The sequence below is a fragment of the Stutzerimonas chloritidismutans genome (assembly GCF_051486945.1).
GTDB lineage: Bacteria > Pseudomonadota > Gammaproteobacteria > Pseudomonadales > Pseudomonadaceae > Stutzerimonas > Stutzerimonas chloritidismutans_B.
This window is the reverse complement of the sequence record NZ_JAHVDX010000002.1, coordinates 206,885-231,881: the sequence shown is the minus strand read 5'-3', so window position 1 is coordinate 231,881 and position 24,997 is coordinate 206,885. Positions and strand designations below refer to the sequence as shown.

The 24,997-nt window shown below is 63.8% G+C and carries 23 protein-coding genes and 1 tRNA gene; 17 read left to right on the top strand and 7 right to left on the bottom strand.

The features are described 5' to 3' along the window. Positions 1-98 precede the first annotated feature (98 nt). Positions 99-968, top strand: coding sequence for a phosphoribosylaminoimidazolesuccinocarboxamide synthase (locus KXR72_RS08085; RefSeq protein WP_437420595.1), 870 nt, complete (start codon positions 99-101; stop codon positions 966-968). 107 nt (positions 969-1,075) lie between these two features. Continuing rightward, positions 1,076-1,165, top strand: a tRNA-Ser gene (locus KXR72_RS08080). A gap of 84 nt (positions 1,166-1,249) precedes the next feature. Here KXR72_RS08080 and ampC read toward each other — a convergent pair. After that, positions 1,250-2,284, bottom strand: a complete 1,035-nt coding sequence (gene ampC, locus KXR72_RS08075; protein WP_437420594.1) for a class C beta-lactamase — start codon at positions 2,282-2,284, stop codon at positions 1,250-1,252. 273 nt (positions 2,285-2,557) lie between these two features. Here ampC and KXR72_RS08070 point away from each other — a divergent pair, with 273 nt between their 5' ends. Both KXR72_RS08070 and KXR72_RS08065 read left to right on the top strand, forming a co-directional pair. After that, positions 2,558-2,716: a hypothetical protein gene (locus KXR72_RS08070; protein ID WP_437420593.1), complete on the top strand. Its 159-nt coding sequence runs from the start codon at positions 2,558-2,560 to the stop codon at positions 2,714-2,716. Between the two features lie 98 nt (positions 2,717-2,814). Next, positions 2,815-3,456, top strand: a complete 642-nt coding sequence (locus KXR72_RS08065; protein WP_437420592.1) for a hypothetical protein — start codon at positions 2,815-2,817, stop codon at positions 3,454-3,456. A gap of 4 nt (positions 3,457-3,460) precedes the next feature. Here the strand turns inward: KXR72_RS08065 and KXR72_RS08060 are convergent, their stop codons facing one another. Beyond that, positions 3,461-3,712 carry a hypothetical protein gene (locus KXR72_RS08060; RefSeq protein WP_437420591.1) on the bottom strand — a complete coding sequence of 84 codons (252 nt, stop codon included), beginning with the start codon at positions 3,710-3,712 and terminating at the stop codon, positions 3,461-3,463. 185 nt (positions 3,713-3,897) lie between these two features. Between KXR72_RS08060 and KXR72_RS08055 the strand changes: the two genes are divergently transcribed. The 3 genes from KXR72_RS08055 (at position 3,898) to KXR72_RS08045 (ending at position 6,953) form a co-directional block, all read left to right on the top strand. Beyond that, a complete protein-coding gene (locus KXR72_RS08055; protein WP_437420590.1) occupies positions 3,898-4,899 on the top strand; it encodes a 2-hydroxyacid dehydrogenase in 1,002 nt (333 codons plus the stop codon). 171 nt (positions 4,900-5,070) lie between these two features. Next, positions 5,071-6,522, top strand: a complete 1,452-nt coding sequence (locus KXR72_RS08050) for a GMC oxidoreductase (protein ID WP_437420589.1) — start codon at positions 5,071-5,073, stop codon at positions 6,520-6,522. A gap of 11 nt (positions 6,523-6,533) precedes the next feature. Next, positions 6,534-6,953 (top strand): hypothetical protein, encoded by a 420-nt coding sequence (locus KXR72_RS08045; protein WP_437420588.1) that lies wholly within the window; start codon positions 6,534-6,536, stop codon positions 6,951-6,953. Positions 6,954-7,022: 69 nt separating this feature from the next. On the opposite strand, the gene KXR72_RS08040 is transcribed toward KXR72_RS08045, so the two are convergent. Then, the gene (locus KXR72_RS08040) at positions 7,023-8,042 is read right to left on the bottom strand and encodes an AraC family transcriptional regulator ligand-binding domain-containing protein (protein WP_437420587.1); all 1,020 of its coding nucleotides are present in this window, start codon (positions 8,040-8,042) and stop codon (positions 7,023-7,025) included. Positions 8,043-8,050: 8 nt separating this feature from the next. Next, complete coding sequence (locus KXR72_RS08035) at positions 8,051-8,965, bottom strand: GGDEF domain-containing protein (protein ID WP_437420586.1); 915 nt, start codon at positions 8,963-8,965, stop codon at positions 8,051-8,053. Positions 8,966-9,933: 968 nt separating this feature from the next. On the opposite strand from KXR72_RS08035, the gene KXR72_RS08030 reads away from it, so the two are divergent. From KXR72_RS08030 to KXR72_RS07985, 10 genes are all read left to right on the top strand, one after another. Continuing rightward, positions 9,934-12,414, top strand: a complete 2,481-nt coding sequence (locus KXR72_RS08030) for a TonB-dependent receptor (RefSeq protein ID WP_437420585.1) — start codon at positions 9,934-9,936, stop codon at positions 12,412-12,414. Between the two features lie 92 nt (positions 12,415-12,506). Further along, complete coding sequence (locus KXR72_RS08025) at positions 12,507-14,435, top strand: phytase (RefSeq protein ID WP_437420584.1); 1,929 nt, start codon at positions 12,507-12,509, stop codon at positions 14,433-14,435. A 94-nt stretch (positions 14,436-14,529) separates the two neighbouring features. Further along, entirely contained in the window at positions 14,530-15,243 is a 714-nt protein-coding gene (gene tolQ / locus KXR72_RS08020; protein WP_437421321.1) for a protein TolQ, read from the top strand. 13 nt (positions 15,244-15,256) lie between these two features. Further along, complete coding sequence (tolR, locus tag KXR72_RS08015) at positions 15,257-15,718, top strand: protein TolR (RefSeq protein WP_437420583.1); 462 nt, start codon at positions 15,257-15,259, stop codon at positions 15,716-15,718. After that, the gene (locus tag KXR72_RS08010; protein ID WP_437420582.1) at positions 15,715-16,548 is read left to right on the top strand and encodes a TonB family protein; all 834 of its coding nucleotides are present in this window, start codon (positions 15,715-15,717) and stop codon (positions 16,546-16,548) included. Before tolR ends, KXR72_RS08010 begins: the two co-directional genes overlap by 4 nt. A 35-nt stretch (positions 16,549-16,583) precedes the next feature. Further along, positions 16,584-18,545, top strand: coding sequence for a PhoX family protein (locus KXR72_RS08005; RefSeq protein WP_437420581.1), 1,962 nt, complete (start codon positions 16,584-16,586; stop codon positions 18,543-18,545). Positions 18,546-18,672: 127 nt separating this feature from the next. Further along, complete coding sequence (locus tag KXR72_RS08000; RefSeq protein ID WP_437420580.1) at positions 18,673-19,659, top strand: lipid A deacylase LpxR family protein; 987 nt, start codon at positions 18,673-18,675, stop codon at positions 19,657-19,659. A 181-nt stretch (positions 19,660-19,840) separates the two neighbouring features. Then, positions 19,841-20,596 carry a gluconate 2-dehydrogenase subunit 3 family protein gene (locus KXR72_RS07995; protein WP_437420579.1) on the top strand — a complete coding sequence of 252 codons (756 nt, stop codon included), beginning with the start codon at positions 19,841-19,843 and terminating at the stop codon, positions 20,594-20,596. Further along, entirely contained in the window at positions 20,593-20,991 is a 399-nt protein-coding gene (locus KXR72_RS07990) for a hypothetical protein (protein ID WP_437420578.1), read from the top strand. Before KXR72_RS07995 ends, KXR72_RS07990 begins: the two co-directional genes overlap by 4 nt. 27 nt (positions 20,992-21,018) lie before the next feature. Continuing rightward, positions 21,019-21,609, top strand: a complete 591-nt coding sequence (locus tag KXR72_RS07985) for a c-type cytochrome (protein WP_437420577.1) — start codon at positions 21,019-21,021, stop codon at positions 21,607-21,609. A 42-nt stretch (positions 21,610-21,651) separates the two neighbouring features. Here the strand turns inward: KXR72_RS07985 and KXR72_RS07980 are convergent, their stop codons facing one another. From KXR72_RS07980 to KXR72_RS07970, 3 genes are all read right to left on the bottom strand, one after another. Beyond that, entirely contained in the window at positions 21,652-21,996 is a 345-nt protein-coding gene (locus tag KXR72_RS07980; RefSeq protein ID WP_437420576.1) for a YdbL family protein, read from the bottom strand. 8 nt (positions 21,997-22,004) lie between these two features. Next, positions 22,005-22,196 (bottom strand): YnbE family lipoprotein, encoded by a 192-nt coding sequence (locus KXR72_RS07975; RefSeq protein WP_437420575.1) that lies wholly within the window; start codon positions 22,194-22,196, stop codon positions 22,005-22,007. Positions 22,197-22,294: 98 nt separating this feature from the next. Continuing rightward, the gene (locus tag KXR72_RS07970) at positions 22,295-24,883 is read right to left on the bottom strand and encodes an intermembrane phospholipid transport protein YdbH family protein (RefSeq protein ID WP_437420574.1); all 2,589 of its coding nucleotides are present in this window, start codon (positions 24,881-24,883) and stop codon (positions 22,295-22,297) included. Between the last annotated feature and the right edge of the window lie 114 nt (positions 24,884-24,997).

Genomic DNA, 24,997 nt, shown 5'->3' with positions numbered 1-24,997 from the left:
CCAATCCAGGCGAAGCCATCCGGTTTCGCCTGTTTTGTTTAACGACAGGCCCGACAGCCGCACTGGCGGCCTCAGGGTTCGCCAGACGCGAGACCACCATGACTACCGCTAACGCCCTCAGCCTGAAGAAGATTTACTCCGGCAAGGTCCGTGACCTCTACGAAATCGACGACAAGCGCATGCTGATGGTCGCTACTGATCGCCTCTCGGCGTTCGATGTGATCCTTGACGAGCCGATCCCGGAGAAAGGCAAGATCCTCACTGCGATCTCCAATTTCTGGTTCGCCAAGCTGGCCGACGTGGTGCCCAACCATTTCACCGGTGACCGTGTCGAAGACGTCGTCCCGGCTGCCGAGTTGCCTCTGGTCGAAGGGCGTGCCGTAGTTGCCAAGCGCCTGAAACCCGTTGCCGTAGAAGCCATCGTGCGCGGCTACCTGGTCGGCTCCGGCTGGAAGGAGTATCAAAGGAGCGGCACCGTGTGCGGCATCGCTCTGCCGAAAGGCCTGCAGGAAGCAGCCAAGCTGCCGCAGCCGATCTTCACCCCCTCGACCAAGGCCGCCGTCGGCGACCACGACGAGAACATCTCCTTCGAACAATGCGAAGCCATCATCGGCAAGGAGCTGGCGGCGCAGGTCCGTGACACCTCGATCGCACTGTACAGCAAGGCGGTTGAATACGCGGCCACGCGCGGCATCATCATTGCGGATACTAAATTCGAATTCGGATTAGACGAGACCGGCACCTTGACGTTGATGGACGAGGCATTGACCCCGGACTCCAGCCGCTTCTGGCCCGCCGATAGCTACCGCGTCGGCACCAATCCGCCGAGTTTCGACAAGCAGTTCGTGCGCGACTGGCTCGAGTCGACCGGCTGGAACAAGGAGCCGCCTGCGCCGCCGGTGCCGGCAGAGGTCGCGCAGAAAACGGCAGATAAATACCGTGAGGCGCTAACCCGGCTAACTGCCTGATCCGCTGCGGCAATCAGATTGGTTAAACGCAACAGCCTGAAAATCGTGAAAAAAGCGCGCAGCCGGGGTTCGACAAACGCGTCCGAGCTGCTATGATGCGCGCCGCTGGAGAGATGCCGGAGTGGCCGAACGGGACGGATTCGAAATCCGTTGTACCCTCGCGGGTACCTAGGGTTCAAATCCCTATCTCTCCGCCATTATTGAAAAGCCCCGCAACACCTCGCGTGTCGCGGGGCTTTTGCGTTTCTGGCCGCACTGCATGATCTGCACGCGCGGTGGTTTCAGCTTTGGTCAGTCGAGCGTTTCGAGAATCTCATACGCAAGCCGGACCCGCGCCTCGTTCGGGTAGAACCGGTTGGCCAGGATAACGATCCCAGTTGTCGGGCCGGGATGAAGGCCAGATAGGCGCCGAAGCCATTGGTGGAACCGGTCTTGTTAATCCACGCGTCCGCTTGCGGTGCCAGTGGCGGCTCGATGGCCGTAGCGGGATGGGATTCAAGCGCCATCTGGCTGCTGTTGCCCTCCAATAGCGGTTGCAGTGCGGTTGGGTAGCCGTACTGCTCCCAGACCAAACCTTGCGTCATGGGGCCGACCTGGTAATAGCCGGTTCGGGTAGTTGCCATGGCCTGGCGAAGTTCATCAGTGACGTTAACGGCGCCGAGCTGGACCTGGACGAAGCGCAGCATGTCCCTGGCGGATGACTTCAAGCCGTAGGCCTCATTGGCCAGCGGTGCAGGGTTTAGGCGGACGGGCTGGTCGTCGCGGTTGTAGCCCTGGGCGTAGCGGTCGGCTGCGCTGGTAGGCACGTCGAGGTAGGTGTGGGTCATGCCAAGCTCCGACAGCATGCCGGAGAGTGCGCTGGCATAGGGTTGGCCAAGGCTTTTCGCGGTCGTGAGGCCAAGCAGGCCAATGCTCGGGTTGGCATAGGTGCGCTGCGTGCCGGCGGGGTAACTGGGTGTCCAATCGCGGAAATACGCGGTCAACTGCTTCGGTTCGTGGACTTGCCCGGGCAGCTGCAGCGGGAACCCGCCGGCCGTGTGCGTTGCCAGGTGACGGAGCGTCACGCCATCGAGCGCACTGCCGGCAAGCGCTGGCAAGTGTCGGCTCGGTGAGTCGTCCAGCGCCAGCGTGCCGCGTACTTCGGCCAGGGCGGCGAGGGTCGCCGTCAGCGTCTTGCTGACAGAGCCGAGCTCGAACAGGGTATCCGGATCGACAGGCTGCCTCGTCTGCTTCGAGGCGACACCGTAGGCGTGGATTTGCGCGTCTTTACCTTGTGCGATCGCAACGACCATGCCGGGAATTCCATGTGTGCGCATGACTGCTTGCACCGCACTATCGATCGTCGAAGTCGCTGCCGAAAGCGGGCTCGCCGCGATGGCGCTTATAGACAAAAGGGCGGTAAGGCTCAGCAGCCTTTGCACAGCATGGCAGCGCATGGGTCTTTCCTGATTGAAGAGGGGCGCTCACGCTACCACGGTCGCTGAGCAGTCTCGATGAGGGCGCCGACGGTCGCTCTACGGGCGGGCGGATACCCAATGAAGTGTCGTTATGCCATCATTCGGCTTCCTCGAATTTGGCAGGTGATGATCATGGGTACGGCGATGCTGCTGGTGGGCTTGGCGACGACGTTGTTCTTCAGCATCTATTTTATGCGCAAGGCCCTGCGTACTCTGCCGACAGGCCAGCAGCAGGGCGCTTCGGAGCAGGGCGAGAAGCCCGTCGTCATACGGAAAATCGCCTCGTTCTGATCGCCTGGCGCGTGGCGCTCGGGCTGAAACTGCCCGGCGGGCGGCACGCTGGCAAACAGGTGCGGTCCTAGCTGTTCGGCAACCCTTGAGGGCTCTCAATGATCGAATGGCTTGAACGAAACCATCAACTCATCTCCCTGGCGATCAGTGCCTGCACGCTGTTGGTGTGGTTGTTTTATGCCCAGCTGCTGCTGCTCAACTTCAAGCGCCAGCGCAAGCCCAGTCTCATCATCAATCGCGGCGCGGGCAAAGGGCTCGGGTCGCTCTGCCTGATTTCCAACATGAGCGCCGAGCCGGTGTTCATCAACCAGTTGATGGTGCTGATTCACACCTCCAAAGGTCCGTTGGAAGTAGATGTCACCGATATCCGCCACGGTATCGAAGACGACGCCACGCCTGACCTGGCCATCAATCAGATCACCCACCAGGGCCCGCTACGCACGGGCGACTTCGTTCATATCGGCACCTTTCAAGGCATGTTGCGGCAGGCCTGCGAGGTGCATGGAATCGAGCTGAAGGGTCTTTGCCCGACCGGCGACTGGACCTTCCACGCGATGGAAGTGCGGGCGGCAGCCTTCTATGGGTCTGAACGGCATCCTCTCGGGATCACGCGACGGTTTCGCCTCGGCAACTTGAGCGACCCGGAATGCGCGCTGATCCCTGAGAGCCCTCTGACGGAACAGCTCATTTCGCGCCGTGACCGCCGCAAGGTGCGCGAGTGGATCAACGCCAACCTTTGACTCGCTACGGCTTCTGGTCGTCGTGCTGCGTGTCGCCTTTTTCGGTTTCTTCAGTCTCGCTGTTGGGATGCTCACTCATGCGCGGGTCCGGATCGCTCCCTTCCGGGTTCTGATAGCCGTGCGCCCCGTCATGCTCATCTGCAGATTGTGTGGACTGCTGCTCGGCCGGTTTCTCGGTGGGGACGAGCTGTTCAGCAACGGCTGCGGTTGTCAGCAGGCCGGAAAATAGGGCGGCAGTTATTTGCGTGCAGGTCATGGAACACCTCATTGGTGGAAGACGTGACACCAAATCGGACCCCTGCGTGTCGTTGCCGGTTCGAGCCAGGCGGTGCGCCGAAGCGTGTGACGCTGTCGGCAGGAACCGCGCGTCTTGGCTGAAGTCTGCTGCGAAGGGCTCGACGGACCATCGTCCAGCCATGAACGTTTGCGCGGGGATCAGACATGCGTGTTGCCGTCTTCAGTACGAAGCCCTACGACCGGATATTCCTCGACCGCGCCAACGAACGTCATCGGCATGAATTGACGTACCTCGATGCACGGCTGACGGCCGAAACCGCGCCCCTTGCGGAGGGATTCGATGCCGTCTGCGCCTTCGTCAACGACCGCGTCGATACCGAGGTGCTGCGCCTGCTGCAGATGCGTGGGATTCGGCTCGTCGCGCTCCGCTCTGCCGGCTTCAACAATGTCGACCTGCCCGAGGCGCAGCGACTGGGTATCACGGTCGCACGGGTACCGGCGTACTCCCCACACGCCGTGGCCGAACATGCGGTGGCACTGGTGCTGAGTCTCAACCGAATGACGCACCGCGCCTACAACCGCGTTCGGGAGGGCAACTTTTCGCTCGACGGACTCCTTGGCTTCGACCTGCATGGCAAGACAGTCGGCGTGGTCGGCACCGGCCAGATCGGCCTGATCTTCGCCGACATCATGCATGGCTTCGGTTGCCGCATAGTGGCGAGCGACCCTTTGCCGAACCCCGACGCCAAGGCGTTCGTCGAATACGTCTCGCTGGAGCGACTGCTCGCCGAAGCGGACATCGTCTCGCTGCACTGCCCGCTGACGCCCGAGACCGATCACCTCATCGATGCGGAAGCCATTGCTCGGATGAAGGACGGCGTCATGCTGATCAACTCGGGGCGGGGCAGGGTCGTCGATACCCGGGCGGTCATCGATGGGCTGAAAAGCGGCAAGATCGGGCGCCTCGGGCTGGATGTCTACGAAGAAGAGGAGCAGCTGTTTTTTCAGGACCTCTCGCAGCGTGTCATCGCGGACGACCTCTTCATGCGCCTGACCACTTTTCCGAATGTGTTAATTACTGGGCACCAGGCCTTCTTTACGGCCGAGGCGCTGACCAACATCGCCGACACCACCCTTGCCAACATCAGCGCTTTCGAAAGCGGTGCAGGGACTCTGCACCGAGTCATGCCACCCAAAACGGGCTAAGTGCATCGTTGCGGCACGCTTTGACGGAACTCAAGCCGGCCGCTGTGGTCTCGTACAACTGGTCGACGGCCCGCTCGGGGCGACCAACGCGCTACGCAGCGGACATATCCCTGACCTTTTCAGGTGGTATGACAGCTCGAGTATTGATGAAGCTGTAGAGGGAAGTAGAGCGTGGAAATCAACCGCGTAAGCGCAAGGGACATAGCCAAGGAACACTACGAGCTAGTCGTGATCGGTTCTGGGTTTGGCTCCAGTTTTTTTCTAAACGAGGCGCTGAAGCATATCAGCGGTCGTGCCCTGATCATCGAATGGGGCGATTTTCACCCCTGGGATTGGCAAATCCAGAACCAGGCGAGCTCAATGATCCTGCCCGAATCGACGTACAACAACCGCGGTGAGAAGCCGTGGAACACCACTATCGCGCTCGGCGGAGGCATGAACTGCTGGTATTCGCAGACTCCCCGACTGCACCCCAGCGACTTTGCCACCAAGACGCGCTATGGCGTGGCCAACGACTGGCCGATCAGCTACGACGAGCTCGAACCCTTCTACTGCCAGGCCGAGCAGATCATGTCGATTGCAGGTGACCCCGACATGGCGCAGGTACTGCCACGCAGCCAGCCGTTTCCGCAGCCTCCGCACAAGGGCTCCTCGATCGACATGTTGATGAAGGAAGCGATGCCTGATCGCCACTTCATCATGCCGACCGGGCGCGCGCGTGTAGCGACCGGTACGCGCGGCGTGTGCTGCGCCAATGCCAGCTGCAACCTGTGCCCGGTGAACGCCAAGTTCACCGCACAGAATGGCCTGCCGCACCTGTTCAGCGATCCCAAGGTCGACGTTCTGCTAAAGACCGAGGTGAGAACGCTCGAGTACGAAGGCAACGTGATCAAGGCCGCAACCATTCGCAGCGCTGACGGCGAGTTCAAGGTGTCCGGCGACCTGTTCGTGTTGGGCGCCAACGCCATTCAGAGCCCGGCGATCCTGCTGCGTTCGGATATCGACTACGGCGATACCGGGCGCGGCCTGCATGAGCAGGTGGGTGCCAACGTCGAGGTCTATCTGGACGGCCTCGGCAACTTCGATGGCAGCACGATCACCACCGGCCTCAACTATGCGTTGTATGACGGCGAGTTCCGCAAGGATCACTCGGCGTGCCTGGTCTATTTCGAAAACCGCTGGCCCTACGGCCTGCGGCCGGAAATCGGTCGCTGGAACCAGCTATTGCCACTGATGTTGGTCAGCGAGGACCTGCCAAACCCGGACAACCGCGTCACCATAGACCCCAAGACAGGCGACGCGGTGATCGACTACCGCGGTGAGTCGGACTACGGCCTCAAGGGCGTGCAGTATGGTCTCGACAATCTGGAAAAGCTGCTGTCGCCGTTACCGGTGGAGTCCATCCACTTCCGCGAGTGGCGCCTGACCGAATCCCATGTTCAGGGCACGCTTCGTATGGGGCAGGCGGATGACGGCTCGGTCGTCGACAGCGGCATGCTGCACCATCGTATGCGCAACCTCGTAGTCGTCGGCACGGCGACCTATCCGACTTGCTCGCCTGCTAATCCCAGCCTCACCGCCGCGGCCCTGTCGCTACGCGCCGCCAACCTGCTGTTCAGCTGAGGATCGCTTTGATGAAACGTCGCACTTTCATGATGTCCTCCGCAGCCACCCTCGGGCTGGTGGCGGTAGGCGCTGGCGCCTGGGTCTATGAAGACCGCCAGGTGTTCATCCCGCACCTACTGCACCGCCTGGTTGGCGACTTTGACATGGACGAGGACAACCAACGGCAGTTCGTCGATGCCATGGCCACGCACTACGGTTCCGAAAAGCTCACGGCGTTGATGGGGCTGTACAAGATCCGCCAGGAGACGGGGCTGGGCAGCGCCTACACCGACGTGCGTGTCGACAAATTCGAGCGGCGTCTGCTGACCGACTTCATGGTATCGACTGATTTTCTGCGTCAGCAGGGGCAAGCCAAGCCCAAGGTCAGCTTCCTCGGCTACCGATTGCCCTGCAGCAACCCCTACGCCCGGTTCGAACGCGTGGTTTGATCATGCGTTAGCGACGGGCCGGGAACACCGTGCCGGCCCGAGGGGCTCACTCCCGCGGGCACGCGGAGGCTAGTCGAACAGCTGCCGCAGGCCGCTCGGCGCCAAGCCCGTCCAGCGCTTGAACGAGCGGCGGAAGTTGGTGGTGTCGTTGAAACGCAGATAGCTCGCCACTTCCTCGTTGCTGTAGCCCTTCATCTGGTAGAGCACCAGCGCGACATGCTTGCGTACCAAGTCCAGCTGATCCTGAAACCCGGTACCGTGCTTGTGCAGCTTGCGCTTGAGGGAGGCCGGGCTCATCTCGAATGCGTGGGCAACGCGCTCCAGGTTCAGCGGCTCGCGGATATTCGCTTCCAGATAGTCATATAGCCGATCGATGAAGCTGCATGGCGCGCCTAACGCGGCCAGTTGCGTCTGGCTTGCCTGCAATGCGACCTGGCGGGCGGTGGCCGAGGCGCTTGGCCAGGGCCGGTGAAGATAGTCCAGCGGCAAGCTCATCATCGTCATTTGGCTGTCGAAGGTGACCTCCTCACCGAGATGAACCCAGTACTGTTCTACGTGCCGCGGCTGTGCATAGGCCAGCCGAAAGCGCCAGGGCAGTCGCACACCGGAGAAACGCCGACCCAGGGCAACGACCGCGGTCAGGCTCGCCTCGGTGATGAAGCGCAGCTGCTCACCGGCGCCGCAGCTGTCGGTCCAGTAGAGGTGTACCTGTCGCTCGTCTTGCAACAGGCGTGGAGTCAGCAGCGGTGACAGTAAGGCGCGGTAGTCCTGCAGCACATCCAGCGCCTGGAGTAGCGACGCCGAGTGGCTCAGAGCGTGGCTTACTTCGCCGTAATGCCCAGGCAGCAAGCCCTGGCCGACGAGGAACCCACTGTCGTCGGCGTCGAGCAGTCGTTGCGCGTTGGCAATGAGCGCGAACGTCTGCGCCGGGCTGACCCGCGCCCGGCCGGTGGCAATGTCCTCATAGAACAACCCACTGCCACGCAGCAGCTGATGGCTGTCGATGCCGCGTGATAGCGCGAGGTCAATCAGTACCGCCGGCTGGTGGTGCGCGGCGATGAAGCGGGTGTCGCGCTCATAGGCGGTCATGGATGAGCTCAGGCGCAATGCGGCAGGCGAGGCTTGGCTTTGGCGAGTGCCAGGTTGAGTCGCTTGAGCAGTCCCTCCGGGTCGTCGCCGATAGCCATGACCGCGGCGGCAGTGGCGTGAAGATGCAAGCGCTCGCCGTGCTGTTCAGTGCGATGGGCAAGGCTGGCGACGGCCTGCTCGAGCTCCCTGGCGATCAGCTGCGCCTGGGCTTGCCCGGTGTTCGGCAGCACCGCTACGAAGCGGTCCCCGGCCAGGCGGCAGAGCAGGTCCTGACGGCGCAGGTTGAGCAGCAGCAGATGCGCCACGGCCTGCAATACCGCGTCGCCCTCCGCCTGGCCGTAACGCTGGTTGATGGCGCTGAAGTCATCCAGATCCACGACGACCAGCGACAGTGGCTGAGCCTGTTCGGCCGCTTCGGCAAGTGCATGTTGGAGCTGCTGACGCAGGTATTCCGCTGCGCCCAAGGGCGTCAGCTTGTCGAATAGTCGATGTTCACGAAACAGCTTCTCTCGCTTGCTCATTTGCCGAGCAATGGCGCGCTGTTCTTGATTGAGGTGGAAGATGCCGAACGTCAGCAGAACCAGGCCGATAGGCATTGGTGCGGTTTCCAACCAGTTATCCCACACGACGTTTTCTGGCAGATGAATGAATTCGTCCAGCGTGTCCATCCACCATGAGAAGAATACGAACGCCAGCCCAAGCGTTAGTAGCCGAGTGACGCGGCCAGCCGGGCGGCTATGCAGCAAGAGGATCAGCCAGACCAGCGCGAGCACCGCCGAGCCGCCTTCGCCGGCGACGTCCATCCAGTTGATCTCGGCCAAGGTCTTGATTTGGCCGGTGGCCAGGTAGACCTGCAGGCCGAAGTTAGCGGCGAAGGCGAGGCCGAGCAGGGTGAGTGTGTGGAGCTTGAGCAGGGATTTCATCGGGTCTCCGTGGCGAGGTGCGCGCCAGTGCGTGAGGGCACGGAAACAGATGAATGTGACAGTGGGATGAATGGGGTGGGGGTTGAATTGGCTCAGGTTTTTTTTGGGGGGGGGCTAATTGAGGAGCTGGATCGTTTTGGTTGTAAGGCCTGTTTGGGAGTTGGTTGAAGCATCGGTTTCGCCCTGCTGGGCGACTCACTTTTTCCAGACGCGGAAAAAGTAAGCAAAAACGCTTGCCCCTGCATCCGGGTCTCGCTTCGCTCGACTTCCCTCATTCCATCGCTGCTCCGAGGGTCGCCGCGCAAGGGCCATCCATGGCCCTTCACGGCTCTCGCGGCATCCATGCCGCTCGCCCCTCTATGCAGCGATTCCATTCGGCCTCCTGATGGGGCGTCCGGCTGTGTCTGATGGTTCGCTTGTCAGTAAAGAAGCAAAGCAACCCGCGTCTCGTAGGATGGGCTTCGCCCATCCTACGTTGTGAAACCCACCCAATAATGATCTCTCCAGACCAACAGACGACACCGAAGGCCCCATCAGAAGGGTGAGCGGAATCGTTGCGTAAGGGGTTGAGCCGCATGGATGCGGCGAGAGGCTTAAAGGGCCATGGATGGCCCTTGTAAGCCGACCCCTGAAGCAACGATGGAGCGAACGAACCCGAAGCGAAGCGCAGGGCCGGATGCAGGGGCAAGACCTTTTGGTTCCTTTTGGGGCAACTGCCAAAAGGGACTCGCCCAGCAGGGCGAAACCAGCGTATCAGCACGCACCGATACCAGCCGCGGCCCCGACCTGCTACCCATTCGAAAGAGCACCTCCCAGGTCATATCAGCTCAACTCCTCCCCAAAACTCCCCCAATAAGCCCCCGCTGGCGCCCCAGCACCACCCGCTGTCACAGAACCGCCATATCCCAACCCTACCGTCCGCTCCAGTTCCGGGATGGACCCGGTAATCAGCGTTCGGGGGATTGTTCATGAGCACACACCGCAGCGGCATCCGCCATGCAGGGTTCCGCATCAGCCTGCTGGCCCTGGCCGTCAGCGCCGGTTCGGCCTGGGCCGAGGAGCCGCTTGTCATGGAACACGTCGAAGTGATCGGCCAGGCCGTCAGCATCGACGAAGCATTGAAGGAACAACGCAACTCCGACAGCGTGAAGAGCGTGGTCCACGCCGACGGCATCGGTCAGTTGCCCGACGACAACGCCGCCGAAGCCTTGCAGCGCATCCCTGGCCTTTCGGTCGAGCGCGACCAGGGTGAAGGCCGCTTCGTCAGCGTGCGCGGCATTGCGCCGGACCTGAACAGCGTCACCATCAACGGCACCCTGGTGCCCTCGCCGGAAAGCGGCCGTCGCGCCGTGGCGCTGGACGTGCTGCCCTCGGAGCTGGTGCAGTCGCTCTCGGTGGTCAAGACGCTGACCCCGGACATGGACGCCAACTCCCTCGGCGGCACCATCGAGGTGGAAAGCCTGTCGGCGTTCGACCATGACGGGCTGTTCTACAGCCTCAGCACCGAAGGCAGCTACGACGAGAACGTCGGCAAGACCAGCCCGAAATTCTCCGGCGCCTTCAGCAATCGCTTCAGCCTGGGCGATGGCGTCGACAACTTCGGTGTCGCCGCTGCGCTGAGCTGGCAGGAGCGCGACTTCGGCTCCGACAACGTGGAAACCGGTGGCGTCTGGGATTTCGAAGACGGCGCGCGGCTGGAGGAATTCGAGCAGCGTGACTACGAGATCACCCGCGAGCGCGCGGGCCTCGGCCTGAACTTCGACTATCGGCCCGACGATTTCAGCAGCTACTACCTACGCACGCTCTACAGCCGCTTCAAGGACACCGAGACCCGCAACGCCGCTGGCGTCGAGTTCGCCGATGCGCAGCTGGCCGGCGAGCTGGGCGATGCCGAAGGCTGGCGCGAGCTCAAGTCCCGCGAGGAAACCCAGACCATCCAGTCCTACGTGTTCGGTGGTGAACGCATGATGGGCCTGTGGACCCTCAGCGGTCAGGTCGGCTACAGCCAGGCGCGCGAGCGCAACCCGGGCGGCATTTCTGGCGCGACCTTCGAAGGCGACTTTTCCGAGGTCGGTTTCTACAGCACGGGCAAGCCGCGGTTGGTCGTCGACCCGTCCTTCTACGACCCGTCCAGCTTCGAGCTGGACGAGGTGGAGTGGGAAGAGAGCGACGCACGCGACAAGGAAAAGAACATCCGCCTGGATCTTGCCCGCGACTACGACATCCAGGGCTATGCCGCGCAGTTCAAGTTCGGCGGCAAGCTCAGCCGGCGCGACAAGACCAACGACGTCGATATCTGGGCCTATGACGATTTCGACGACCTGACCCTGGCCGACTTTCAGGCCGGCAACGTCGACTACGCCCTGGGCCGCTTTGGCTCGGGCATCAGCGCCGGCGCGCTGGAAGGGCTGATCGGCGGGCTGGATCCGAGCGCGTTTTACGATGAGGAGGAGTCGCGCATCGGCGATTTCGACATGAGCGAGGACATCAATGCCGCTTACTTCATGAACACCCTGGACCTGGACAAGTGGCGTTTCATCGCCGGCCTGCGTTACGAAGGCACCGAGTTCAGCGCCAAGGGCACCGGCCTGCGCGACGGGGAGTTCGAAGCCGTATCCAGCGACAACCGTTACGATCACTGGCTGCCGGGTTTGCATGCGCGTTATGAGCTGACGCCTGATACCTTCGTTCGCGCGGCCTGGACCAACACTGTGGTGCGCCCGACTTTCGAGCAGCTGGCGCCCGGCTTCGTCATCGATGGCGAGGATGCGGAGTTCGGCAACCCGGACCTCAAGCCGCTGGAATCGATGAACTATGACCTTGGCATCGAGCATTACATGGGCCGCGCAGGCGCCGTGTCGGCCTACCTGTTCTACAAGGACATCGACAACTTCATCTACAACACCGACCTCGCCGGTACGGGCGACTGGGCGGCCTTCGACGAGGCGCTGAGCTTCGAGAACGGCAGCAGTGCCAAGCTCTACGGTGTCGAGCTGTCCTACTCGCAGAAGCTCGACTGGCTACCGGCGCCCTGGAACGGCGTATTGCTCGGTGCCAACGCCACCTTCAGCAAGTCCGACGCCGAGATCGAAGGGCAGGGCAGCCGTCGCAGCATCGACCTGCCGAACCACTCCGACACCGTCGGCAACCTGATGGTCGGCTGGGAAAACGACGTCTTCAACATGCGGCTGGCAGCCAACTACAAGTCCGAATACCTGGCGGAAGTGGCCGGCATCGACGACGAGGCCCACGACCTCTACGCCGACGAGCAGCTGTTTCTCGACTTCAAGGCCGGCTACTTCATCACGCCGAACCTGCAGCTGACGGTCGAGGCGCTGAACCTCACCGACGAGTCTTACTTCGTCTACACCGGGCGCAGCCATTACAACGCCCAGTACGAGGAATACGGCCCGACCTACAAGCTCGGTCTGACCTTGACGCACTTCTGATTCCGACCCTTACCGACACTTTTTCGCCGCCCCGACGCCGTTCCGTTCCCCTTCGGACCGGTGCCGGTCAGCGGCTGCTGAATGGAAAAACCATGGACGTAACTTCTTTTAAACCCCTCTGGCTGAGCCTTTGCGTTGCGCTGGCGGCCTGTCAGTCTGGAGCCGGACAGCCAGCTGCCAACCAGGCCGCACTGCACCTGAGCACAGCGAGCTCCGCACCCTTGAAGGCTGAAAGCGCGCAGCTGATCGGTACCGATAAGTTCTGGCCCGGCGCTTCGCAGCTGCTGGTTCGCCCGGATTCGCGCGGCGTGGAGTTGCTGGACGCGCGGGGTGCGCGACTCAGTGGCGTCGAAGGCCGCTTCGAGGGGCTGGATCACCGTGTCGGCAAGGACGGCCTGCTGGTCGCCACCCTCGATCGCAAGCGTCAGCAGGCCGTGCTGCTCGGGCTCGATCGCCAGCACCAGTGGAGCCAGTCGCTATACGTGCCGAAGACCCGCTTCGCCATCGAAGGGCTGTGCCTGTACCGCGACGCCGGGCGCAACGGCTACCTGTTCCTGGTCGGTGAGGAAGGCATCGGCGAGCAGTGGCTGGTAGCCGCGGGGCAGCGGTTACTGGCGACGCCAAAGCGCGTACGGGGCCTGAGCCTGCCACCGGAAAGCAGCTACTGCCAGGTGGACGATCGGACCGGCGAGTTGGTGGTGAACGAGGAAAAAGTCGGCTTCTGGCGTTATGCCGCCGATGCCGAAGCCCCGTTGCTGCGCCAACCCGTGGACATCGTGCAGCCGTTCGGCGGCATCGCCGAAGCCGCTGCCGGCATGGCGCTGGTGCCGGGCGGCATGTTGGCGCTGGACCCGGAGGCGGGCGCATTGCACCTGTACGGGCGTGACGGCGATGCCTGGCGCAATCATGCGGTGATTCCGCTGGAGGGGTTCGACGAGCCGGAACAGATCAGCGCGCGACTGGGCGGGCAGGGGCTCGACCTGCTGCTGACCGACGAACGCGGGGCGCATCTTGCGCGCCTAGACTGGCAGCCAGAAGCGCCGGCCGCTACGCCGGTGATTCCGATGCTGCCGGCGATGGTGCAGACCGATCCGGTGCCGCACCTGGGCGATGCGGCGGATGATCCGGCGATCTGGGTCAACGCGGCGGACCCGTCCAGCAGTCGTGTGCTCGGAACCGACAAGAAAGGCGGGCTGGCGGTTTACGACCTGTCGGGCAAGCAGCTGCAGTACCTGCCGGTGGGCCGGCTGAACAACGTCGATGTGCGCACCGGCTTTGCCCTAGGTGGCAAGCGGGTCGACCTGGCCGTGGCGAGCAATCGCGATCACAACAGCCTGCACCTATTCGCCATCGAGCCGCGCAGCGGCCAGGTCAGCGGCATCGGAGAGATCGACACACCGTTCCGTGAGATCTACGGCCTGTGCCTGTTCAAGGATCCTCAGGGCGCGATCCATGCCATTGCCAACGACAAGGACGGCACCTTCCGGCAGTACCGCCTCGACGGTTCGAGCAGTTCGCCGCGCGGCGAGCAGGTGCGCGAATTCAAGCTGAGCAGCCAGCCCGAAGGCTGCGTCGCCGATGACCGCAACCAGCGCCTGTTCGTGGGCGAGGAAGACGCCGCGGTGTGGACGCTGGATCTGCGCCGCGACGCGGCGGCGCTGGAAAAGGTCATCGACGTGGGCGGTCCGCTGCACGCCGACGTGGAGGGCATGGCCATCTACAGCGGTACGGCCGGTGATTACCTGGTGGTGTCCAGCCAGGGTAACGACAGCTACCTGGTGCTCGATGCGCACGCGCCCTATGCCGTGCGCGGCGCCTTCCGCGTCGGCCTGAATGCCGAGCGGGGCATCGACGGCGCCTCGGAAACCGATGGCCTGGAAGTCACCTCGGCCAACCTCGGCGGCATCTGGAGTCGCGGCATGCTGGTGGTGCAAGACGGCCGCAAGCGCATGCCCGAGGGCGCCCAGAACTACAAGTACGTGCCGTGGACGGCGATCGCCGAAGCGCTGGGGCTGGACTGACCCTGGCGTGAACCTGTCGGGTTACGCCGCGCTGTCATTGAAACGTAACCCCAATGCAATCCAATGAGCGCCGTTGCATGGGACGGCCGGAGGAATACAGATGCAAAGCGAACACATGTCGGTCTTGGGCCTGATCAGCGAAGCCAGCCTGGTGGTGCAGCTGGTGATGGCGACCCTGGTGTTGGCGTCCGTCGCCAGCTGGTACCTGATCATCCAACGCGGCGCCGCGCTGCGCCGCAGCGAACGGCTGCTGAAAAGCTTCCTGCAGCGCTTTCGTAGCGGCGGCGAACTGACCCAGCTCTATCGCGAGGGCAACGAGCAGTCGCTCCCCCGTGAAGCGGCGTTGCAGCGCATCTTTCTCGCCGGCTATCAGGAGTTCAGTCAGCTGCAGCGTCAGCCCGGCATCGCTCCCGATGCGGTGATCGATGGAGTGGAACGCAGCCTCTATGTGGCCATCGCCGAGCAGGAAGAACGGCTGGAAAGCGGCCTGCAGTTCCTCGCCACCGTCGGTTCGGTCAGCCCCTACATCGGCCTGTTCGGCACCGTCTGGGGGATCATGAACTCCTTCCTCGGGCTGTCCATGGTGCAGCAGGCGACGCTGTCCACCGTCGCGCCGGGCATCGCCGAAGCATTGATCGCCACGGCCATCGGCCTATTCGCCGCGATCCCGGCGGTGATGGCCTACAACCGCTTCTCGGCCCGCGGCCAGACGCTCAGCGCGCGTTACTACAGCTTCGCCAACGAACTGCAGGCGCGGCTGCATCGCCGGCTGCATGCCAGCTCGCCCAGTATCGCCGCAGCCGCCTGAAGGGAGCCTCGCCATGCTGGTCAAACCGCAGCGCAAACATAGCCCCAAGGCCGAAATGAACGTGGTGCCCTACATCGACGTGATGCTGGTGCTGCTGGTGATCTTCATGGTCACCGCGCCGATGCTGGTGCAGGGCGTGAAGATCGAGCTGCCCAAGGTCGCCGCCGAGGCGATGCCCACCGAGAACGAGTGGCAGATCCTCACGCTCTCGGTCAAGGCCGATGGCGGCTTCTACTGGAACTTGGGCAGCGAGCTGAACGCCGAGGACCAGACCGACAGCGCCATCGACCTCGAGGAGATGCGCGAGAAGGTCGCGGCGATCATCGCCGAGCGCGGCGACACCCAGGTTTATGTGCGCGCCGATGAGGCGGCGGACTACGGCCGCGTGGTGGCCGGCATCGCCGAGCTGCAACGTGGCGGCGTGGTCAATCTCGGCCTGATCACCGAGGCGCCGGCCGGGCAGCCCGCACCATGAGCAGCTTGAGCATGCCCCTGCCCAACAGCCTGCCCGAGGTTCGACCACAATGGCGCAGCCATGCCGGCGCGGCGGTAGCGACCTTCGCGCTGCATGCCGTGGTGATCGGCCTGCTGCTGCACGGCTGGACGCCCGAGCTGACGTCACCCAGCCCGACCCAGGTGATCAAGACGCAGCTGATAAGCCTGCCCACGCCGCAGCCGACACTCGAGGCGCCCGTCGAACCGGAGCCGGTGCCCGAGCCGGTCGAGGCAGCCATCGAGCCGGTGCTGGAGGAACCGCAGGTGGATCCGCGAATCGAACAGCATCGGCTCGAACAGGCCGAGCTGGCGTACAAGCGAACCGAGCAGAAAAAGCAGGAAGAGGCGGCGCGCCGGGAGCAGCAACGTCTACGCGACGAGCAGCACGCGCAACAACGCCAGCGTGAGCGGCAGGAACGGCTCGAAGCCGAGCGTCGCGAGCAGCTGGCGCGCGAGGCGCAGCAGCGCGAACAGGCGGCTCGGGCCGAAGCAGCTGCCGCCGCCGAACGCGCGCGACAGGCCGAGGCCGCCCCGGCTGCCAGCCGCCAGTACCTGCCGATCGCCAAGGACGCGCCGGACTATCCGCAGCGTGCGCTAGACAAGGGCATTGAAGGCAGCTGCACGGTGAGTTACTCGGTCAACCCGCAGGGGCGGATCGAGAACCCGAAGGCCCTAGAGGATTGCCACCCGCTGTTCATCCGGCCCTCGCTGACGGCTGCGAAAAGCTTTCGCTATCAGCCGCGGATCGTCGACGGCCGCGCCGTGGCCGTTCCCGAAGTAAAGAACACCTTTCATTACCGCATCCAGTGATGCGCAGCAGACCCATTTGCCAGACGAGCCAGTGAATGAAACAGGATTTTCAGAGTTTCCACGCCAACCTTTCCGCCCTCGACGATCAGGCCATCAACCCCAGCGACAATCCCTCGCTCGGGCAGCTGGTCGATCAGGGCCGGCGCAACCTGCTCAGGGGCGGCATGGGCCTCGCCGCGCTGGGCTTTCTAGGTGGCGCGCTGAGTGCCTGCCGTAGCGCCGGGCAGTCCGATTCGCTGATCGGCTTCAGCGGGATTCCCACCCAGCTCGACCCGACATTCGACCGCGTGCAGGTCGCACCCGGCTACAGCGCGCGCACCTTCTTTTCCTGGGGTGATGCCGTGCTGGCCGACGCGCCAGCGTGGAACCCGGATGCCAGCGACGACTGGCAGGCCCAGCTCAAGCAGGCGGGTGACAACCACGACGGCATGCACTTCTTCCCGTTCCCCGATGCGCCTGACAGCCATGGTTTGCTGGTGATGAACCACGAATACGTCAATCCGCCGCTGCACCCCAACGGCATGACCTTCGTCGACGGCAAGCGCCCGCTGGACGAGGTACGCAAGGAGCAGGCGGCCCACGGCCTGAGCATCATCGAGGTGAAGAAGGACGCCGAGGGGCAGTGGCAGCGGGTCATGCCGTCACGCTACAACCGTCGCCTCTCGGCGATGACGCCCATGGCGGTAGGGGGGCCGCTGGCCGGCCACGAGGCGCTGAAGACCGTTGCCGACCCGAGCGGGCAAGAGATCATCGGTACGGTCAACAACTGCTCGAGCGGCTTCACGCCCTGGGGCACTTACCTGATGTGTGAAGAGAACTGGCACAACTACTTCGTCAACCACGACTCAGCTGATCTGGCCAAGCGTGTATCGCACAAGCGCTACGGCATCGCTGGCGAAGGCCTGAGCAAGCTCTACGGTTGGGAAACCGCCGACCCGCGCTTCAACGCCACACCGGATCCGTCGCAACCCCACGGCGGCTACGTGAACGAACCGAATCGCTTCGGTTGGGTGGTCGAAGTCGATCCGTTCGACCCGCAGAGCAAGCCGGTCAAGCGCACCGCCTTCGGCCGCTACTGCCGCGAATGCTCGGTGCTTTCGCTGGGCGAGGACGGCCGCATGGCGTTCTACTCGGGCGACGACACAAAGGGCGAGTACGTCTACAAGTTCGTCCCCGCCGGCCGCTACGTGCCGGGCGCTGATGAGGCCAACCGCCAGCTGCTCGATAGCGGCACGCTCTATGTGGCGCGTTTCAATGCCGACGGCAGCGGCGAGTGGCTGGCACTGGTCCATGGCCAGAACGGGCTCACGGTGGAGAACGGTTTCGCCGATCAGGCCGAGGTATTGCTCAACGCACGCGCCGCTGCGGACCGGGCAGGCGCGACGCCGATGGATCGCCCCGAGTGGGTTGCAGTGCATCCGCGCAGCCGCGAGGTCTACGTGACCCTCACCAACAATGATGGCCGCGGCGCGAAGTGGCCGACCGACAAGGCCAACCCGCGGCCGAACAACCTGCACGGGCAAATCCTGCGCTGGAACGAGGAAGACGCTGATCCGACCGCTACCGCCTTTACCTGGGAAGTCTTTCTGCTCGCGGGCGAACAACCGGGTGCCAAGGGTGCCAACGGCCAACCGGTACCACCCAACCTCACTGGCACCATCAATGGCGATATCTTTTCCTCGCCCGACGGCTTGGCGTTCGACGGGGCAGGCCGGCTGTGGATCGAGACCGACTACGGCGACAACGAGCCTGCGATGCAGGCCATGGGCACCAACCAGCTACTGTGCGCCGATCCGCGGACGCGTGAGGTCCGGCGCTTCCTGGTCGGCCCGCGCGGGTGCGAGATCACCGGCATCACTTGGAGTCCGGACTACCGCGCCATGTGGATCAACGTCCAGCATCCGGAGTTGAGCTTCCCGGCCAGCGACGGCAAGACGCGCCCACGCTCTTCCACCGTGCTCATCACAAAAAATGACGGGGGCGTTATCGGCAGCTAACGCTTAGCCTCGCCGAAGGAGCGGGAACTGACGGGCTCCTGCTCCGATCCGTCGTGAACGTTTCGTCTTGGCGGCCGCTCTAACCTCCTGATACATACTTCTTTGCATGTAACCAAGGAGCAGGGCCATGTCCATATCGCAACGGCACACTCGACTGACGCTGGCGGTCGCTCTTTCCTGCTTGCCTCTGGCGAGCCAGGCCGATCTGTATTCGCTGAAGATCGAGAACGACATCATTTCGTCAGGCAGCGATGGTCACTACACCAATGGCTTCGAACTGATGCGCTCGTTCAAGCCCGACGCCGATCATTGGTCGCGGCGGTTCGCCGAGGCCATGCCTGGTTGGGAAGCCGATGAAGTGGACAACATGGCCTATCGCCTCGGCCACCAGCTCTACACGCCGGATAACATCCGCCGCGCCGAACTGATCGAGGACGACCGGCCCTACGCCGCGCTGCTCTTCGCGGGCATGTCGATCTTCTCGGATGACCGACACGATGGCTGGCGCGACACCAGCGGCCTGCACCTCGATATCGGCATCGTAGGGCCGGCCGCCGGCGGCGAAAAATTTCAACGGCGCGTGCATGAGATAACGGACAGCGACGAGCCGCGCGGCTGGGACAACCAGCTGCGCAACGAGCCCTTCGTCAATCTGGCCTACCAGCACCGCTGGTGGCTGCAGCAGCGCCTCGCTGGGCTGGAATTCGAGTACGGCCCTAGCGCCGGCTTTGCCCTGGGCAACCTCTACACTTACGGATCAGCGGGTTTCGGCGTGCGCGTCGGCCAGCGCCTCGCACGCAGCTTCAGCATCCCGGCTGTTGCGCCCGCGCAAAGCGGAAGCCTGTTTTTCGATCAGGGTGGCGGTTTCGCCTGGAGCCTGTTCGCCGATGTAGAAGGGCGTTACATGGCGCAGAACATGCTCCTGGAGGGCAACACCTTCAAAAGCAGCCATTCGGTAGATCCAAATGAGTGGGTGGGTGATGCGAAGGCCGGCATCGCACTGACGTGGAACAGCTGGCAGCTGGCGTTCGCCAGCGTGTGGCGCACGCGAGAATTTCGCGGCCAGGATGAGCACGATCAATTCGGCTCGCTAACGGTTTCAACCTGGTTCTAACGGCAGGAACCGCAGACTAGAGCGTGCCGCGACCCCAAACCGATGAAACAAAATGTTTCGTCGGGCGGTCCCTTGAATACCCTGGTGAAGTCAACGGGCATTTCTAACCCATCTGCCACTTATATCGCCGGGGCTGAGTGCATGGCCAGTTCGGTCTGCACCCTACCTCAAGGGAGTCCGCATGAGTGGCGACATCCGCCCCGGCCTGACCCGCCGCCAACTGATCTTCTCGTCCATGACCGGCCTGGCCGTTGGGGCTGCGGCCTCCGCCAAGGCCGCGACACTAACCGGAATTCCGCCCTGGCAGCCCTTCGACCACAACGGCCCGATGCACTACGACTCACCCGGGTGGCGCTTTTTTAGTGACGCTGAGGTGCGCGAGGTGACGGCAATCGTCGACCGCCTGATCCCCGCCGACGACCTCAGCGTCAGCGGCAGCGAGGCCGGTTGCGTGGTGTTCATGGATCGTCAGCTGGCCAGCAACTACGGCGATGCCAGCCGCCTGTACATGCAGGGGCCGTTTCGCGAGGGCACGCCGGAGCAGGGCGACCAGTCGCCGCTCACCCCGCGCGACCGTGTGCGTCGTGGCCTCGCCGGGCTGGAGAAACTCTGCCAGGAGCGCCATAGCCAGTCCTTTAGCGGCCTCAGCGCGGAACAGCAGGACGCCTTGTTGGATGAACTGGAGAAGGGGAGTGTCGACCTAGATGGCATGGACTCGAAGCTGTTTTTCGAGCAGGTGTTGGGCAACACCATGGAGGGTTTTTTCGGCGGTCCCATCTACGGCGGCAACCGCGACATGGTGTCCTGGAAGATGATCGGCTTTCCCGGCGCGCGCTACGACTATCGCCCCTACATCGAATTGCACAACCAGAAGCTGGATCTGGTGCCCCTGTCGATCATTGGCGGCGAGTCCTGGAAAGCGAGGGCGTCGAAATGACCAAGAAGCTTCCTGCTACTGACGTCGTGGTCATCGGGCTGGGCTGGGCCGGGTCGATCATCGCCAACGAATTGGCCGACGAAGGCCTCGAGGTCATCGGCCTCGAACGCGGCCCGTGGCGCGACACCGCACGTGACTTCAACATCGCCTCGGTGACCGACGAGCTGCGCTACCTGCGCCGCCAGGAGTTGATGTTACGGCCGATGCAGAACGCCGTGACGGTGCGCAACAACCCATCGCAGACGGCGCTGCCCATGCGCGAGTGGGGCTCGTTCCACCCGGGCAACGGCGTCGGCGGGGCGGGCAATCACTGGAACCGCGGCGCTTATCTGGTCCAGGGGCTCGGCCACTGTGGCAGCTGCCATTCACCGAAGAACCTGATCGGCGGCGACTAGGATGGCGAGTTTCTAACCGGCAGCGCCTTGCAAGGCTGGATGGCGCCGGACATCACTGGCAATGCGCATGCGGGCCTTGGGCGCTGGAGCGAGGATGAAATCGTCCGTTACCTGAAAACCGGCGCCAACCGCTTCGACATGGCCTCCGGGCCCATGGCCGAGGCGGTCGAGCATTCGACTCAGCACTGGAAAGACGCCGACCTCGCGGCTGTCGCCGTCTACCTGAAAAGCCTCGGCGACCCGGAGCAGCAGGCACCTGAACCGTTGGACGAAAGCGACGAGCGTCTGCGCACCGGCGCGCTTATCTACGAGGACCAGTGCTCGGCCTGCCACACGCCGGACGGCGAGGGCATCACGCATCTGTTTCCGAAGCTCGCCGGCGCGCCTTTGGTCAACAGCCGCGATGCCACCTCGCTGATTCGCGTCGTGCTGGCTGGCAGCCGGGCGGTGGGCACCGATGCGGCGCCAACCGCCCCGGCGATGCCGTCCTTCGCGTGGAACATGTCCGATGAGTATGTTGCCGACGTGCTGACCTTTGTGCGCAACAGCTGGGGCAACGCAGCCGAGCCGGTTTCGGCGGAGGAGGTGAAGGCGGTACGCGAGGAGATGAAGCCCTAGAGGGATTCGGGACGGCTCGGGCAGGGCCGTCCCGGTCGGGATTTATTTGCGAACCCAGCTGCCGTTGAGCTGGATAAGCTGGCCGGAAGGCGTCTTCTCGATGGCCTTTTTGCCGGCGATGGCTTCGACGTCGCTGACGCTGATGCCGTTCTTCTGTGCCAAACGATGGTATTCAGCGCGGCGCGCCTGGTTGATCTGGCTGGCGATTTCCGCGGCCTCGCCGCTGCCCTGGACCACGCCCAGGTAACCGTCCGGCTTTTCGCCGAGCTGCCCGCTGGCCTTGGCCTGGCCCAGCGCGGCCATCGCTTCGTTGAGGGACATGGCCGCGGCCGGCAGCGCCATGCACAGCGCCATGAGCAGAGTGCCGAGTTTCAGGTAGCTTTTCATGGGAGTCCTCAGAAGAGACCGCTGTCTTCGTTGATGATCGAATCGAGCTGCTTGTCGACCTTGATGTAGATCTCGTGCTCGATCTTAACGTTGAGGTTGATGTTGATTGGCTCGTTGGGCACGGCCAGCTCCACACGTGGAGTACAGGCGCTGGCCAGCAGGGCCAGGGCCAGAAGGCTGATCGAGTGACGCAACCGCATGGCGGGTTCTCCTGTTCGGTTACGCGCTACCTTGCCTCAAGAGGCTGGCGAAAAACCACCGCTTCGAATGCCGCGGCATCCGAAATGCCTTGCGGTGCTCATTTACGCTCCTGGCCGAGCCGCTCCTGCACACGCCGCTGGATGGTCTCGCTGACACGGTCGGACAGTTGCAGGCTGGTCAGCAGGGCGGGGATGTCTTCTTCCAGGTTGATCGAGAAGTTGATCGGCCGGCCGCCCTCGAGCGCAGGGTTTCGACCATGCAGCTTGAGCCCCAGGGTCAGCGCGCCGCTAGCTGCGTAATGCACGTCGCCGGTGAGCAGGTCGTAGTGAAAGTCGTCGAGCGCCTCGGTCACCAGCCGCATCGCCGGGTTCGATTGGCCGAGTGCCTGGATTTTCGCCGAGCGGAACTGCAGCGCGCCGCCCGGTTCCCGCGCGTTCAGCGAGCCCTGTTCGATGCTGATGCCCGCGTCGCTGCGCTGGAGTTGCAGCTCGCCGTCGATCACGCCGGTGCCTGTCAGGCCTTCTGCTGGATAAGCCTCGAGCAGCGCAGGGAGTTGCAGCCCACGTAGGTGCGCATCGATCCGCTGCGTCGCAGCAGCGAGATCCGCTACGCCCGGCTCCAGCCAGAGCCGGCCACCCAGCAGCATGAGTTCGGCGAGACGCCAGCTCACGCGGCCTTGGGCAAGGTTTTCGAGCGGGCCGCTGAAGCTGCCATCGAGGCGCAATGGGCCGAAGGTGAAGCCTGGGTTGGCTTCGCGCAATGTCAGTTCGGGCAGGTCGACGCGCAGCACGTCGTTGCTGAGCGTCAGCGTCGCCTGGGCATCCAGCCCGCTGAGCTCGGTTCGGTCATAGATGCCGCCGACGCCTTTCGCGCTAAACGTGGCCGTGGCGGCTGGCGTGCGGCCGGGCGCTGTTTGCAGCGTCACCTGGCCTTGCAGGCGGCCTGTGCCAAGGGTCAGTACGGATGGCCAGTCGGCTAGCGTTGTCGACAGCGGATTGCCGGCGCGCAAGAACAGTTCGGGCAGGCGCGCGTCCAGTTGCGTCGCCCCCGCAGCGAGGTCGTGCGTCAGGGTCAGCGGCAAGGTAAGCCCGGCGTCGTTGGCAAGGGGGCCAGCGAGCGCGATGCGGTTGTTGTTGCCTTCGAGCGTGCCATTCCATCGCCAACCCTGTGTGCGCAAGTTGGGGTGCTTCAGCTCGCTCAGGGTAATGGCGGGCTTGCCGGTCAGGCTGAATGGCGACGCCGCGCCGCCCGCGAAAGTGGCGTCAAACGTTGTTCCGGCGAGGTCGAGCGCAACGGCGCTGGCGCTGAGCTCGGCACTGGCCGCTCGCAGGTTGCCCACCGTCACGCGCGATCCCTTGCCGAGCTGGATCGCCGCGGTTTCCGGAGTCAGGCTGCCGCCGAGTCTCAGATCTGCGGCAACGGCGTTGAGGTCGATATCCGGCCCTTGCACCGAGGGGCTGCGCAAGACCAGGCGCAGGGCGTCGAACGAGGCGGTATAGGGTGCCGCCGTCTGCAAGGTAACGCGGCCATCGAGCGAGAACGGCGCCGGCCCGCTGGCGGCCAGCTGCAGGTCGAGAGGGAGGGCGGCTGCTGCGTTCGGTGACGCCGGGGTGATCTTCAGGCTGAGCGCCGCCGGGCGCAGCGCCGGCGGCAATATGGCGGTGTGCGCGGCATCCGGCCGCAGCGAGAGGTCGGCGGCGAGATCAAGCGGTAACCAGGTGCCATCGGCAGCCGTTGCGCTGAGGTCCAGTTGGCCTTGAACCTGCCCGAGGCCAAGCACCGGCCACGGGGTTGGGAGGTTCGCCGACAGCCGAAGGTTGCCGTTCACGGCCGTCCTGTCCTGAAGCAGGGTGTCGTGGTCGAGCACGACGTCCCAGCCGGCACCGACACGCATCTGTTCCGGCAGCGTGGGCAGTGGGGGCGGCGGCTCGGGTAACCAGTCGCCGAGCCAGGTCAGCAGCCAGGGCGCCTCGGGTAGCTCGGTCAGGCTCAGCGAGCCGAGCCAGCGCGTTTTGCCGGACTGCGGCTCGAAGCGATTCTGCATCGTCAGGCGGGGTTGCCCGTCGAATTGCAGTTCGAGATCGAGCAGGGTGTCGTGGGATGGGGCTGATGCATCGGCCCGGGCCTGGGCGACGAGGCCAAGCTGGTTATCGCCGCGTTCGAGCACGAGCTGCAGGGATGCCGGTAGTCCGTCGCTGCCAGCATGTTGCCAGTCGAGCCGACCATGCTCCTGGCATCTGCCACTTGGGCAGGGCAGCTCGACCTGTAGCCGGTCGATGCGGCCCTCACGCGGAATCCAGGCCACCATGCGTCGCCAGGCGTCCGGTTCGGGTAGCGCGGGTGGGTCGGCGGTCTCGGGTGGCTGCGTGGGAGGTTGCCAGGCGATGCGCGCGGATGCGATGACCAAAGACTGAAGTGGGAGCGGTCGCCACTGCGCTGCGAGGCCTACCCGCACATCATCCAGTTCTAGCTGCAGACGGGCGCCGTCGGGGCGCGCCTGGACCAGGACAAGTTGTCGCAGGGCGATACCGTTCGTCGAAAGACGCAAGCCATCCAGTTCCAGCGTCTCGATGTGCTCGGCCCGCTGGAATGCAGCCCAGCGATGCTGTGCATAGAGCGCAGCAAGCACAAGCGCCAAGGCCACACCGAATGCGCTGAATAGCAGGTTGCGCCTTAGCCGGGACATCGGGTCGCTCCGTGAAATCGGTCGCCCAGCATAAGGGGCTTGGCGTCGTTGGCGAAGTGCACCATGGCGATGCGAGTCGACGACCGGCTGCGTTCAGAAAGGTTCCCGCTGATG